The 12961-nt window shown below is 75.1% G+C and carries 12 protein-coding genes; 10 read left to right on the top strand and 2 right to left on the bottom strand.

Annotated features, from left to right (window positions below; genetic code table 11):
- Positions 1 to 110: 110 nt before the first annotated feature.
- From ACZ4VF_RS01105 to ACZ4VF_RS01075, 7 genes are all read left to right on the top strand, one after another.
- On the top strand, positions 111 to 314 hold the full coding sequence (locus ACZ4VF_RS01105; RefSeq protein ID WP_467922359.1) for an MbtH family protein: 204 nt from the start codon (positions 111 to 113) through the stop codon (positions 312 to 314).
- Positions 315 to 537: 223 nt separating this feature from the next.
- The gene (locus tag ACZ4VF_RS01100) at positions 538 to 1068 is read left to right on the top strand and encodes a GNAT family N-acetyltransferase (protein ID WP_467922358.1); all 531 of its coding nucleotides are present in this window, start codon (positions 538 to 540) and stop codon (positions 1066 to 1068) included.
- Positions 1065 to 2330, top strand: coding sequence for an MFS transporter (locus tag ACZ4VF_RS01095; protein ID WP_467922357.1), 1266 nt, complete (start codon positions 1065 to 1067; stop codon positions 2328 to 2330). Before ACZ4VF_RS01100 ends, ACZ4VF_RS01095 begins: the two co-directional genes overlap by 4 nt.
- Before the next feature lie 246 nt (positions 2331 to 2576).
- Complete coding sequence (locus ACZ4VF_RS01090) at positions 2577 to 5027, top strand: SpoIIE family protein phosphatase (protein WP_467922356.1); 2451 nt, start codon at positions 2577 to 2579, stop codon at positions 5025 to 5027.
- Positions 5028 to 5108: 81 nt separating this feature from the next.
- Positions 5109 to 5381 carry a hypothetical protein gene (locus ACZ4VF_RS01085; RefSeq protein WP_467922355.1) on the top strand — a complete coding sequence of 91 codons (273 nt, stop codon included), beginning with the start codon at positions 5109 to 5111 and terminating at the stop codon, positions 5379 to 5381.
- 186 nt (positions 5382 to 5567) lie between these two features.
- Positions 5568 to 5936: a DUF6479 family protein gene (locus tag ACZ4VF_RS01080; RefSeq protein WP_467922354.1), complete on the top strand. Its 369-nt coding sequence runs from the start codon at positions 5568 to 5570 to the stop codon at positions 5934 to 5936.
- 149 nt (positions 5937 to 6085) lie between these two features.
- Positions 6086 to 6271, top strand: coding sequence for a hypothetical protein (locus ACZ4VF_RS01075; RefSeq protein ID WP_467922353.1), 186 nt, complete (start codon positions 6086 to 6088; stop codon positions 6269 to 6271).
- A 34-nt stretch (positions 6272 to 6305) separates the two neighbouring features.
- Here ACZ4VF_RS01075 and ACZ4VF_RS01070 read toward each other — a convergent pair whose 3' ends face one another.
- Together ACZ4VF_RS01070 and ACZ4VF_RS01065 are read right to left on the bottom strand one after the other, a co-directional pair.
- Positions 6306 to 6890 (bottom strand): isochorismatase family protein, encoded by a 585-nt coding sequence (locus tag ACZ4VF_RS01070; protein ID WP_467922352.1) that lies wholly within the window; start codon positions 6888 to 6890, stop codon positions 6306 to 6308.
- Between the two features lie 276 nt (positions 6891 to 7166).
- Positions 7167 to 7604: a MarR family winged helix-turn-helix transcriptional regulator gene (locus ACZ4VF_RS01065; protein WP_467922351.1), complete on the bottom strand. Its 438-nt coding sequence runs from the start codon at positions 7602 to 7604 to the stop codon at positions 7167 to 7169.
- Between the two features lie 154 nt (positions 7605 to 7758).
- Between ACZ4VF_RS01065 and ACZ4VF_RS01060 the strand changes: the two genes are divergently transcribed.
- Genes ACZ4VF_RS01060 through ACZ4VF_RS01050 form a run of 3 tightly spaced genes read left to right on the top strand, consistent with a single transcriptional unit; the run spans position 7759 to position 12957 of the window.
- Positions 7759 to 10809: an FAD-binding and (Fe-S)-binding domain-containing protein gene (locus ACZ4VF_RS01060; RefSeq protein WP_467922350.1), complete on the top strand. Its 3051-nt coding sequence runs from the start codon at positions 7759 to 7761 to the stop codon at positions 10807 to 10809.
- Complete coding sequence (locus ACZ4VF_RS01055) at positions 10806 to 11915, top strand: enolase C-terminal domain-like protein (protein WP_467922349.1); 1110 nt, start codon at positions 10806 to 10808, stop codon at positions 11913 to 11915. Before ACZ4VF_RS01060 ends, ACZ4VF_RS01055 begins: the two co-directional genes overlap by 4 nt.
- A 34-nt stretch (positions 11916 to 11949) precedes the next feature.
- A complete protein-coding gene (locus ACZ4VF_RS01050) occupies positions 11950 to 12957 on the top strand; it encodes an SDR family oxidoreductase (RefSeq protein WP_467922348.1) in 1008 nt (335 codons plus the stop codon).
- The last annotated feature ends 4 nt before the right edge of the window (positions 12958 to 12961 follow it).

The raw sequence follows: 12961 nt of genomic DNA, 5'->3' as shown, positions 1-12961 counted from the left end.
CGCTCCACCCGGCCCGGCCCCCGCCCACCCCCGCGCTCCCGCCCACCCCCCCGAACCACCCACCCCGCACCACCCACTCCCACCCGAACCGAACGACGGAGGAAGACGACATGGACGAGAACACCCGCTACCAGGTGCTGCGCAACGACGAGGAGCAGTACTCCCTGTGGCCCGCCGACATCGAGGTGCCCGCGGGCTGGCAGCCCGTCGGCAAGGAGGGCACCGAGGCCGAGTGCTCCGCCTACGTCGACGAGGTCTGGACCGACATGCGGCCCAAGAGCCTGCGCGAGCGCATGGAGGGCGCCGGCGCCTGACCACCGAGGCCACGCCGGGCCGGTGAGACACACACCGGCCCGGCGGCGCCCGCCCCTGCACCCGCGGCATCCGCCTGCCGCATCCACCCGTCGCCCTCCCCCCTGCGGCACCCGCCCTCACGCCCTCCCACGTGCCGCGCCCACCTGACGCGCCCCCCGTCGCCGTCCCGGCGCCCCACCGCCCTCGGCCCACGCCCCACCGCATCACTCCCGAGGAGCCGCCATGACCACCCCTGTCCTGCGCACCGCGCGCCTGGAGTTCATCCCCTACCGGCCCGAGCACGAGGACGTCTTCGTCGCCCTGCTGCGCGACGCGGAGGTGTGCCGCTGGATGGGCCAGGACCGCGTGCCGGAACCGCAGCTCCGTGAGCTGTTCCGCGCCATCCTGACCGACGTCTATCCCCAGCGCCGCTTCGACGTCTGGGGCCTGTGGCTCGACGGCGTCTACGTCGGCCACGCCGAGGTGAAGCCGACCGGCAACGTCGACGGCCACGAACTCGTCACCGCGCTCGCCCCCGGCTACTGGGGCCGCGGCCTGGGCGGCGAGGCGGTACGCGGCCTGCTCCGGCACGCCGCCGACGACCTCGGACTCACCGAGGCCTACGGCATGGTCGGCGCCGGGAACACCGCCAGCCTGGCCATGTGCGAGCGCCTGGGCTTCCGCCATGTCCGGGACGTCGTCGGCGAGGACGGCTCCGTGACGAAACTGCTGGTGATCCCCACCAAGGAGTCCGGGGGTGAGGATTCCGCATGACCGAGACGCCGCTCGGCGGGGGCACCGCCGGGACCCGGGACGAGGAGCCGGAGGCCGGCCTGTGGCGGAACCGGGACTTCACTCTCCTGTGGACCGGACAGTGCCTGTCCGACCTGGGCGGTGCCATGGTGGACCTGGCCCTGCCGCTGCTGGTGCTGCAGCAGACCGGGTCCCCGGCGCGGGCCGGGCTCGTCGGCACCGTCGGGCTCGTCACCACGCTGGTGTGCCGGCTGCCGGCCGGAGTCCTCGCCGACCGGTTCGACCGCCGCCGGCTGATGATCGCCTGCGATGTGCTGCGGCTCGTCGCGTACGCCCTGCTCGGCTGGGCGGTCGTGGCCGGCGGGGCGAGCCTGCCGGTGATCCTCGCGGTGGTGGTCGCCGGCGCCGCCGCCACGGCCGTCTTCAGCACCGTCGAGCACGCCTCGGTACGCAGCCTGGTCAGCCCCGGCCGGCTGACCTCCGCCGTCGCCCGCAACGAGGCGCGGACCTACGGCGTCATGCTGGCCGGACCGCCCCTGGGCGGCCTGCTGTTCGGACTCGGCCGGGCCCTGCCCTTCTTCTGCGACGCCCTGAGCTTCCTGCTCTCCCTCGCGGCCGTCAGCCGCATCCGCCGCCCCCTCCAACAGCCCCGCAGGGAGCCCGCCCCGCCCGTCGGCGCGTCCACCAGGGAGGGCCTGCGCTTCCTGCTGCGGCACCCGTTCCTGCGGGCCCTGCTGCTGATCGCCGCTCCGCTGAACATGGCCTTCACCGGCATGGTCTTCGCGATGACCCTCGCGCTGCGCCGGGCCGGCGTCTCCCCGTTCCTGGTGGGTGTCGCCGGCACGGTCTTCGCGCTGGGCGGCCTGCTCGGCGCCCTCGCCGCCCCCGCGCTCCAGCGGCGGCTGCGGCTGCCCGCCCTGATCACACTGCTGTGCTGGACGACCGCCGCGCTGATGACGGTGGGCGCGCTGCTGGCCGGCACGATCCCGGCCGCCGTACCGCTGGCCGCCGCGGTGTTCCTCGGGCCCACGGCCAACGCGGCCCTCTTCGCCCACCAGGCCGCGGTCACCCCCGACCACCTCCAGGGCCGCGTGGTCGCCGGCGTCCTGCTCGCCGCGGGTTCGGCCGCCGCGCTCGCCCCCGCCCTGGCCGGCGCGCTGCTCGCCCGCTGGCCCCCGGGGCCGGCCCTGCTGGTCTTCCCCGCGCTGGTCACCGCCGCCGCGGTGACGGCCACCCTGAGCAAGGGCATTCGGAGCGAGGGCTCGGGGTCGACGCCCGCCTAGGGGATTCACGGACGGTGCCGGGCAGGACTTCGCGGACCCGGGCTGATCCGGACGGGCCCCCTGGGCCTGTCGTCCGGCTCGTCCCGGCGTCGCGCCTCCGGCACGCCCCCGTGCGGCGCACCGGACGCGGCACGGCACGGCCGCGCCTCACCGCGTCGCGCCCCGCGGCCGGCCCGCTCCGAAGGACGGCGTCCGGTGCCGGCCACAGGGGCTGCGCGGGCGGCTCATACGCGCTGTAATGGCGAGGTGGTGAGTGAGGGCGCTGCGGTCAGCGGGACGAGAACGGCGCCGGAGCGTGCCGAAGTCGCCCTCGCCTCGCTGATGGCGACCCCGCCGACCCCCGACCGGCTCCGCCGGCTCCTGGAACAGGCGCTGGTGTTCGCCGGAGCGTCCTTCGCCGGCGTGTACACGCCCGGTGACGACCCCGCCCAGCTCTGCCTCGCCGAGTCGGCCGGCCTGCCCCGCACCCTGTACGGCCTGCGGGACTGCTACCCGGCCACCGGTACCTTCCCGGTCGCCGAGACCCACCGCACCGGACACCCCCGCTGGCTCGGCCCCGCCGAGCTGGCCGCGTGCCCCGACGCCCGCCGCACCCCGTCCCCGGACTTCTCCCTGGCCGTCCTGCCGCTCGGCCCGCCCGGCGGCGGCTGCCTGCTGGCCGTCGGCGAGCACCCCGGCGGATTCGGCACCGACGACCGGGCCTGCCTGGAGCTGATCGCCCGCGCGGTCGCCGTCCCCGCGCCGCCCGTCGCCGGCGACACCGGCGAGCTGCCCGAGGACGCCTTCAGCCTCGCCATGGACACCGGCAGGGTCGAGGTCGGCGAGGCCATCCTGCGGCTGCTGGGGATCGGCCGGGACAGCTTCGACGGCCGCGTGGAGACGCTGCTGGCCCGCGCGGTGCCGGAAGACCTGCCCGCGCTGATGTCCGTGGTCGAGGCCGACCACATGTCCATCGGCGACCGGGAGCTGGAGTTCCGCATCCTGCAGCCCAACGGCCGGCCCAGGTGGCTGCGGCTGCGCGGCCGGCTCCAGCCCGGCGGCGAGGGCCGCCCCGCCCGGCTGGTCGGCACGGTCGCCGACGCCTCCACCCTGCGCTCCGGCGTCACCGACGTGGCCCGGGTGCAGCGGCTCGCCGCCGCCCTCGCCACCGCCGGCACCGTCAAGGACGTCGGCCAGGCCGTCGTCGCCGCCCTGCGGGGCCCGCTGCAGGCCGACCGGATCGCCCTGGCCGAACTGGAGAACGACCGGCTGGTCGTCACCGTCCTGGACCCGCCCGAGCCCGAGGCGTGGCCCGAGGTGTGGCGCAGCGAGTGGCGTACCGAGTGGCCCGACGCACCGGTGCGCGCCATGCCCACCCTGGCCGCCGCCCTGCGCGAGGGCCGCGCCCGGATCTGGCCCGCCGGCAGCCCGCTGGAGCCCGCGCTCGCCGAGGTGGGACCGGGCGGCCTGGCCGTGCTGCCGCTGCCCGCCGGCGGTCGCATGGCCGGTGCCTGCCTGATCGGCTGGGACCGCCCGCACGAGTTCGCCCCCGACGAGCGGGCCCTGCTCACCGCCTGCGCCGGCCTGGCCGGTCAGGCCCTGCTGCGCGCCCACGCCTTCGACGCCGAGCACGAACTCGTCGGCATGCTCCAGCGCACCCTGCTGCCGCGCCGCCTGCCCAGGCTGCCCGGCGCGGTCGCCGTCGCCCGCTACCTGCCCACCACGGCGGGCCTGGAGGTCGGCGGCGACTGGTACGACGTGATCCCGCTCGCCGACAACCACGTCGCCCTCGTCATCGGCGACGTCCAGGGGCACAACGCGGGCGCCGCCACGCTGATGGGACAGATGCGCACCGCGCTGCGCGCCTACGCCGCCGAGGGGCACCCTCCGGACGTGGTCGTCGCGCACGCCAACCGGCTGCTGCTGGACATGGAGACCGACCTCTTCGCCACCTGCGCCTATGTCGACGTCGACATGGAACAGGGCACGGCCTGGTGCGTACGCGCCGGGCACGTGCAGCCGGTGCTGCGGCACCCGGACGGCACCACCGAGATCGTGCGGGCCGAGGGCGGCCCGCCGCTCGGTGTGCTCGCCCAGGCCGACTTCCCCATGACCCCGCTGCGCCTCCAGCCCGGAACCGTGCTCGCGCTGACCACCGACGGCCTCGTGGAGGCACCCGGCACCGACCTCGACGCCGGCATGGACCGCCTCGCCCGCGAACTGGCCGCCGCCGACCCCGAGCACCTGGGCCTGGTCGCCGACGCCCTGCTCACCGGCGCCCACCGCGGCGACGACGTGGCGCTGTTGCTGATGCGCTACGACGGCATGGCCGTACGGCCGCTGCGGGAGAGCTGGACGGTGTGGCGGGTGCCGGAGGCGGTCCGGCACGCCCGCCGCTTCACCCGGCGCACCCTGCGCTCCTGGGGCGTCTCCCCGGACACCGTCGACGCGGCCCTGCTGGTCGTCTCCGAACTCGTCACCAACGCCCTGGTGCACACCGGCGGCCCGGTCCGGCTGGACATGAGCCTGGTCAACCACCGGCTGCGGCTCGCCGTCGCCGACTCCTCGCCCCGCAGCCCCGTGAAGCCCGCCAGCATCGGGTGGGAGGCCACCGGTGGCCGGGGCATCCTGCTGGTGGAGGCGGTGTCGGAGGCGTGGGGGACGGTCCCGGTGAGCGGCGGCAAGCAGGTCTGGGCGGACCTCGTGCCCGACGGCTGACCCGCCACCCGGGTACGGCTGGGAGCCGTTCAGGCCGGTTGGACGGGCGGGCTCCGGCCCGCGTGCCTAGGGTCGGATGATGTGGCACACACCTTCGAAGAACTGGTGCAGAAGCAGCGCGCGGCCGAAGCGGCCCGCGCCACGGTCGAGGATCTCCGCACGACCTACGGCCCGCCGGCCGAGCGGCGGATGACCGGGGCCCAGTCGGGCACCTACGAGACCGCGCTGCGCGCCTGGCGCGACCTGGCCCGCGACGTGCAGACGGCGGTGAGCGAGTACGCCAGGGAGACGGGCCGCCCGAGGGCCGAGGTCGAGGCGGAGGTGGAGGGCGCGGCGGCCCGGCCCCCGGACTGACCCGCCGACCCGCCGGGGACGCACCCACCGACGCGCGCCGCCGGCCGACGGACGGCGCCGGTCCCGACCGGCGCACCGTCCGCCGGTCCGCCGTCCTGCCCCCTGTCTCACCCGTTCGCCGCGCCGTCGACCTGCTCTTACGCACCGTCCGCGCATTCGGCGGGCCCGGCCGGGTACCCGGCGGTCATGAACACTGCCATGTACGAAGCGGCCACCGGCGCGCAGGTCTTCGGGTACGTCCTCATCCTCGTCGCCGGGGTGGCCTGCGTCGCAGGACTGATCTGGGCCTTCCGGCTGGGCAGCAAGGTGCGGGACCGGGAACCGGCGCCGCCGCGCCCCGACGAGCAGCCCAGGGTGCCGCCGTCCGGGCCGGTCCGCGAGACCCAGGAGGTCCGCGAGCCCGACGAGGTGCCCCGAGCCGCCGACGGGAGCGAGCGCCTCACCCCGCACCAGCTCGGCAACGTCGGTACCAAGCGCGCCGAAGACCAGCGCCGCCCCCGCTGGTCGCCCGGTTCGAGCGGCTCCTTCGGCGGTGGTGGCGGCGGCCGTACCTGAGCCGCCGGGGCCCGACGCCCCGTTTGCGGCGCCCGCGGCCCGGGGACCCGGTCGGACACGGATCGCAGCCCCGGGCCCACAGGGCCCGGCGAACGGCTCTCACACCGCGGGCGGGACGCGCTCCCGCAGCGGAGGGACGCAGAAGGAAGATGAACGACGTGACCGCGCATGCCAGCGAGAAACCGGCCGTACCTCACGCGGAGACGGGCTGGGCGACCGCCCACCGCCTGCGGCACCGCGGAGTGCGCACCTGCGTGCCCGCCGTCCTGGACGGCGCCTCGTCGCACCGGGACGGCCCGGAGCCGGAGGACAACATCGTCCTCGGCGAGGACTGAACGGCCGCCGGGCGACGCGGCCGCGGCAGTGCGGTCAGGGGTGGGTCTTGGCGAGCAGCTCCAGGATCTCGGCGGTCGTACCGCTCTCGCCGAGCCGCGGGAAGATCCGCTCGACGCTGTTGGCGTGCGCCTCGCCGTCGGCGTCGGCCATGGCGTCGGTGGCGAGGGTGACGTGGTAGCCGTGCGCGTAGGCGTCGCGGGCGGTGGACTCGACCCCGATGCTGGTGGCGATGCCGGTGAGGACGATCTGCGTGACGCCCCGGCGGCGCAGCTGTACGTCCAGGTCGGTGCCGTGGAAGGCGCTCCAGTTGTGCTTGGTGACCCGGATGTCGCCGGGGTGCCCGGACAGTTCGTCGACGACGGTGTCCCAGCCCTCGGGGAAGGCCAGCCCGCGCGGCCCGCGCTCGGTGCGGCCGGGGACGGCGTCGCCGCCGTCGGGCGCGAAGGAGACCCGGACCAGGACCACGGGCAGACCGCGGGAGCGGAAGGCCTCGGCGAGCCCGGCCGTCCGGGAGACGACGTCCGGGCCCGGGTACGGCTCGGTGGGCATGGCCACGATGCCCTGCTGGAGGTCGATGGCGACGAGTGCGGTGCGGGGGTCGAGCGCGGTGAGCGACATGGGTCGGTCAGGCCTTTCGGTAGGTGGGGGCGGACCGGCCGGGGGACCGGCCGGACGGGGTCGTCGCCGGCGGCGGTGCGCAGCCGGAGAGCCGGGAGAGCCGGAAGAGCAGGGGCAGGGCCGGGGCGTGGCGCCCGGCCGTCGGCGCGGTGACGGGGGGCGCCGCGGCGGCGGACACCGGATCAGTACGCCGGGGATCGCCTGGACAGGAGCCGCCGGCCGGACCCGTCGGGGGGAGCGGCGGGCGCTCCGGAGGCGGGCGGCGCGGACCCGGTGTCACGGCCGGGAGAGCCGGTCCATCAGTTCCAGCGCCGTGAGCACGGTCCGCCGCTCCTCCTCGGTGTAGCGGTCCTGGAAGGCACGGGCCAGCCACTCCTCGCGCACCTGCCGGTTCCCCGCGACGCGGGCCCGGCCGGTGTCGGTCAGCGTTACCAGCTGGCGGCGGCCGTCGTCGGGGTCGGGGGCGCGGCGGATCAGCCCGTGGCGCTCCAGGGCGGCCAGTGTGGTGGCCATGGACTGCGGGCGCACTCCCTCGGCGGCGGCGAGCGCGCTGGCCGTGGCCGCGCCGTGCTTGCCGACCAGGGTGAGCGCCGACTCCTGGGAGGGACTGAGGTCGGCGTCCTGCGCCACCTCCCGGATGCGGCGCCGCAGCCTGCTGAACACCACGCGCAGATCGCGCGCGGCGCGGGCGGCGGAGTCGGAGATGTCGGCCATGCCGCCAGGCTAGGACCATCAGTCTCGGCTGTCCAGTTCGGACTGTTCAGTTTTGGCTGAGCATTTGCCGGGGTACTCGCCGTGCCGCGAACGGCGCGGCACGGCAGCGCGGCGCGTCGGCGGCACGGTGGTCCCGGAGCGAAGAGGAGCCCAGATGACCCCTGCGGACAGGTCCGGCCTGGAAGCGGCCCTGAGTGCCGAGGTGGACGGTGAAGTCCGCTTCGACGCGGGCAGCCGAGGCGCCTACGCCACGGACGGTTCGAACTACCGGCAGGTCCCGCTGGGCGTCGTCGTGCCCCGCACGGTCGAGGCGGGGGCGCGCGCGGTGTCGGTGTGCGCCCGCTTCGGCGCCCCCGTCCTCTCCCGGGGCGGCGGCACCAGCCTCGCCGGCCAGTCCACGAACACCGCCGTCGTCATCGACTGGAGCAAGTACTGCACCGGAGTGCTCTCCGTCGATGCCGAACGGCGCACCTGCGTCGTCGAGCCCGGCATCGTCCTGGACGAACTCAACCGGCGACTCGCCCGCCACAAGCTCCAGTTCGGGCCGAAACCGTCCACCCACAGCCACTGCGCGCTCGGCGGGATGATCGGCAACAACTCCTGCGGCGCCTCCGCCCAGGCCTACGGCAAGACCGTCGACAACGTCCGCCGCCTGGAGATCCTCACCTACGACGGGCAGCGCGCCTGGGTCGGACCCACCCCGCCCGACGAACGCGCCCGGATCGTCGCCGGAGGCGGCCGGCTCGCCGAGATCTACGCGGGACTCGACCGCATCGCCACCGAGTACCTGGCCGACATCCGCCGCGGCTACCCCCACATCCCCCGCCGGGTCTCCGGCTACAACCTCGACTCGCTGCTGCCCGAGAACGGCTTCGACGTCGCCAAGGCCCTCGTCGGCAGCGAGGGCACCCTGGTGACCGTCCTGCGCGCCGAACTCGACCTCGTGCCCGTGCCGGCGTACCAGTCCCTGCTCGTCCTCGGCTACGACGACATCTGCGCCGCCGCCGACGATGTCCCCCGCCTGCTGGAACACTGCTCGCCCAGCCAGCTGGAGGCCCTCGACGGGCGCATGGCCCAGCTCATGCGCGAGGAGGGCGCCTACCTGGACTCCCTCGACAACCTCCCCGAGGGCGACAGCTGGCTGCTGGTGCAGTACAGCGGCGACAGCCAGGAGGACGTCGACGAACAGGCGCACGCGCTGCTGCGCGCCATCGGCCGCGACGAGAAGGAGGCGAGCGTCGCCTTCTCCGACGATCCCGAACGCGAGCAGAAGATGCTCAAGGCCCGTGAGGCCGGACTCGGCGTCACCGCCCGCCCGCCGGACGACCGGGAGACCTGGGAGGGCTGGGAGGACTCCGCCGTACCGCCCGAGCGGCTCGGCGACTACCTGCGGGACCTGAAGGACCTGTTCGCCGAGTTCGACTACGGCCACCCGTCCCTGTACGGCCACTTCGGACAGGGCTGCGTCCACACCCGCATCCCCTTCGGGCTGACCAGGGCCGAGGGCGTGGCCCACTTCCGCCGCTTCCTGGAGCGCGCCGCCGACCTCGTCGCCTCCTACGGCGGCTCGCTCTCCGGCGAGCACGGGGACGGCCAGTCCCGGGGCGAGCTGCTCACCCGGATGTTCGGGGAACGGCTCGTCACCGCGTTCGGCGAGCTGAAGGCCCTCTTCGACCCGGACAACCGGATGAACCCCGGCAAGGTCGTCCACCCCAACCCGGTCGACGGACAGCTGCGGCTCGGCCCCGCCTGGCGGCCCGCCACCCCGGAGACCCACTTCGGCTACCCGGAGGACGACCACTCCTTCAACCGCGCGGTCATGCGCTGTGTCGGCATCGGCAACTGCCGCGGCCACTCCGGCGGTGTCATGTGCCCCTCCTACCGGGCCACCATGGAGGAGGAGCACTCCACGCGCGGCCGGGCCCGGCTGCTGTTCGAGATGCTCGACGGACACGCCGACTCCGCGATCAAGGACGGCTGGCGGTCCACCGCCGTCCACGACGCCCTCGACCTCTGCCTGGCGTGCAAGGGCTGCAAGTCCGACTGCCCGACCGGCGTCGACATGGCCACCCTGAAGGCCGAGTTCATGTCCCACCACTACGAGGGCCGGCTGCGCCCCATGGCCCACTACTCCATGGGCTGGCTGCCCCTCTGGGCCCGGCTGTCGCGGGCCGCTCCGTCCCTGGTCAACTCGGCGCTCCACGCGCCCGGTCTCGCGCGCCTGGGCAAGCGGCTGGCCGGGATCGACGGGGCCCGCCCGGCACCCGTGTTCGCCGAGGAGTCCTTCCTCCAGTGGTGGAAGGCACGCGGACGCGAGGAACCCGACCCGGCCGACCCGCGCACCGTCGTCCTGTGGCCCGACACCTTCAGCACCTACTTCCACCCGTCCATCGCCCGGTCGGCGGTGCGCGTCCTGGAGGACGCCGGCTTCCGCGTCGCCGTCCCCACCCGGCCGGTGTGCTGCGGCCTCACCTGGATCTCCACCGGCCAACTGCCCACCGCCAAAAAGGTACTGCGCCACACCCTGGACGTGCTGCGCCCCTACCTGGAGGCCGGCACCCCGGTCATCGGCCTGGAGCCCTCCTGCACGGCCGTCTTCCGCTCCGACGCCCCCGAGCTGATGCCCGGCGACCAGGACGTACAGCGGCTCGCCGCCCAGACGCGCACCTTCGCCGAGCAACTCGTCCACCACGCCCCCGACGACTGGGAACCGCCGCGACTGGCCCGGCAGGCGACCGTCCAGACCCACTGCCACCAGCACGCCATCATGAAGTTCGACGCCGACCGCGAACTCATGCACCGCGCCCACCTCGACGCGGAGGTGCTCGACGAGGGCTGCTGCGGCCTGGCCGGCAACTTCGGCTTCGAGCGCGGTCATCACGAGGTGTCCATGGCCGTCGCCGAACAGGGCGTCCTGCCCGCCGTGCGCGGGGCCGCCCCGGGCAGCCTGGTCCTCGCCGACGGCTTCAGCTGCCGCACCCAGATCGAACAGGGCGGCTCCGGCCGCCGCGCCCTCCACCTCGCGGAGGTCCTCGCCCTCGCACTGGACGGCACCCTGCCCAGCGACCACCCCGAACGGCTGGCGGACCGCCCCGCCGAGCCGTCCCGCACGGCCCGCTGGGCGACGACCGTCTCCGTGGCCGCCGCCGCCCTGGGCGCCGTGGGGGCCGTGAACGCTCTGCGGCAGCCGAGGAGGCGACCGTGAGCGACCGGCCGGCCGTCGAGGCCGTGGACACCGCCGTCTACACCGTGCCCACCGACGCCCCGGAGGCGGACGGCACCCTCGCCTGGGACAAGACCACCCTCGTCCTGGTCACCGCCCGCTCCGGCACCACCACCGGACTCGGCTACACCTACGCGCCCGCCGCCACCGCCCACCTCGTCCGCGAACTCCTCGCCGGCACCGTCACCGGTCTCGCCGCACACGACGTGCCGCGCGCCAACGAGCGGATGTGCCGGGCCGTGCGCAACGCCGGGCTGCCCGGCGTCGCCGCCCAGGCGATCGCCGCCGTCGACATCGCCCTGTGGGACCTCAAGGCGCGCCTGCTCGGACTGCCCCTCGTCCACCTGCTGGGCGCCGCCCACGACGACGTGCCCGTCTACGGCAGCGGCGGCTTCACCACCTACGACAGTGCCCGGCAGGAGCGCCAGCTGCGCGGCTGGGCCGAGGAACAGGGCATCCCCCGCGTCAAGATCAAGATCGGGGAGTCGTGGGGCACCCGGGAGGGCCGCGACCTGGAACGCGTCGCCCGCGCGCGGGCCGCCGTCGGCGACACCGTCGAGCTGTACGTCGACGCCAACGGCGGCTACACCGCCGGCCAGGCCCTGCGCCTCGCGGACGCGCTCTCCGACCAGGGCGTCACCTGGTTCGAGGAACCCGTCTCCTCCGACCACCTCACCGCCCTCGCCGACATCCGCCGCCGCACCCCGATCGACGTCACCGCCGGCGAATACGGCTACACCCTCCCGTACTTCGAGCACATGCTGTCCGCCGGGGCCGTCGACTGCCTCCAGGCCGACGTCACCCGGTGCGGCGGCATCACCGTCTGGCTGCGCGCGGCCGCACTCGCCCACGCGCGCGGGATCGACGTCTCCGGGCACTGCGCCCCCCACGCCCACGCCCACGTGGCCGCCGCCGTACCCAACCTGCGCCACCTGGAGTGGTTCCACGACCACGTCCGCATCGAGCGGCTGCTGTTCGACGGCGTACTCGACCCCGGCGGCGGCAGCGTCACCCCGGGCGCCGACGGGGCCCCGGGCCTCGGCCTGACCCTCGCCGAGGAGCGGGCGGCACCCTACCGGGTCGAGTGACCGGACACCGCACACGCAGGAGGAAAGGAACAACATGCCCACCGTCGTCATCACCGGTGCCAGCGCCGGCATCGGCCGCGCCACCGCGCGCCTGTACGCCCGGCGCGGAGCCGACGTCGTCCTGGTCGCACGTGGCGAGGGCGGTCTGGAGGCGGCGGCCGACGAGGTCGCCGCCCTCGGCGGACGGCCCCTGGTGCACGTCGCCGACGCGGCCGACCCCGCCCAGCTGGAGGCCGCCGCCGAGGCCGCGGAGAAGACCTTCGGCCCCATCGACGTATGGATCAACTGCGCCTTCTCCACCGTGTTCGCCCCGTTCGAGGAGATCACGGCCGAGGAGTTCAAGCGCGTCACCGAGGTGACCTACCTGGGTTTCGTCAACGGCACCCGCGCGGCCCTCAAGCGCATGCTGCCCCGCGACCGCGGCACCATCGTGCAGGTCGGCTCCGCGCTCGCGGAACGGTCGATCCCGCTGCAGTCGGCGTACTGCGGGGCCAAGCACGCCATCAACGGCTTCACCTCCTCCCTGCGCACCGAACTGCTGCACCGGGGCAGCAACGTGCACATCACCGTCGTCCAGATGCCCGCCGTGAACACGCCCCAGTTCGAGTGGGTCCGTTCCCGGCTCGCCAAGCACCCCATGCCCGTCCCGCCGATCTACCAGCCGGAGGTCGCCGCGCGGGGCGTGCTGTACGCCGCCGACCACCCGCGCCGCAAGCAGTACTACGTCGGCGCGTCCACCGTCGCCACCATCTGGGCCAACCGGCTCGTCCCCGCGCTGCTCGACCGCTACCTGGCCCGCACCGGCATCGACTCCCAGCAAACCGACCGTCTCCCGCCCGCCGGCCTGGACAACCTCTTCGCACCGGTCGACCGGGAACCCGCCGACGACCAGGGCGCCCACGGTGCCTTCGACGACAGCGCACACGCCCGGTCCTGGCAGGAGACCCTGCTGCGGCACCCCACGGCCACCGCCCTCGGCGCCGGCGCCGCCCTGCTCGGCACCGTGAGCGGCCTGCGCCGCCTGACCTCCCGAGCCGCCTAGGCTG

It is taken from the genome of Streptomyces sp. NPDC029151, assembly GCF_055564315.1.
This window is presented reverse-complemented; position numbering and strand designations above follow the sequence as displayed.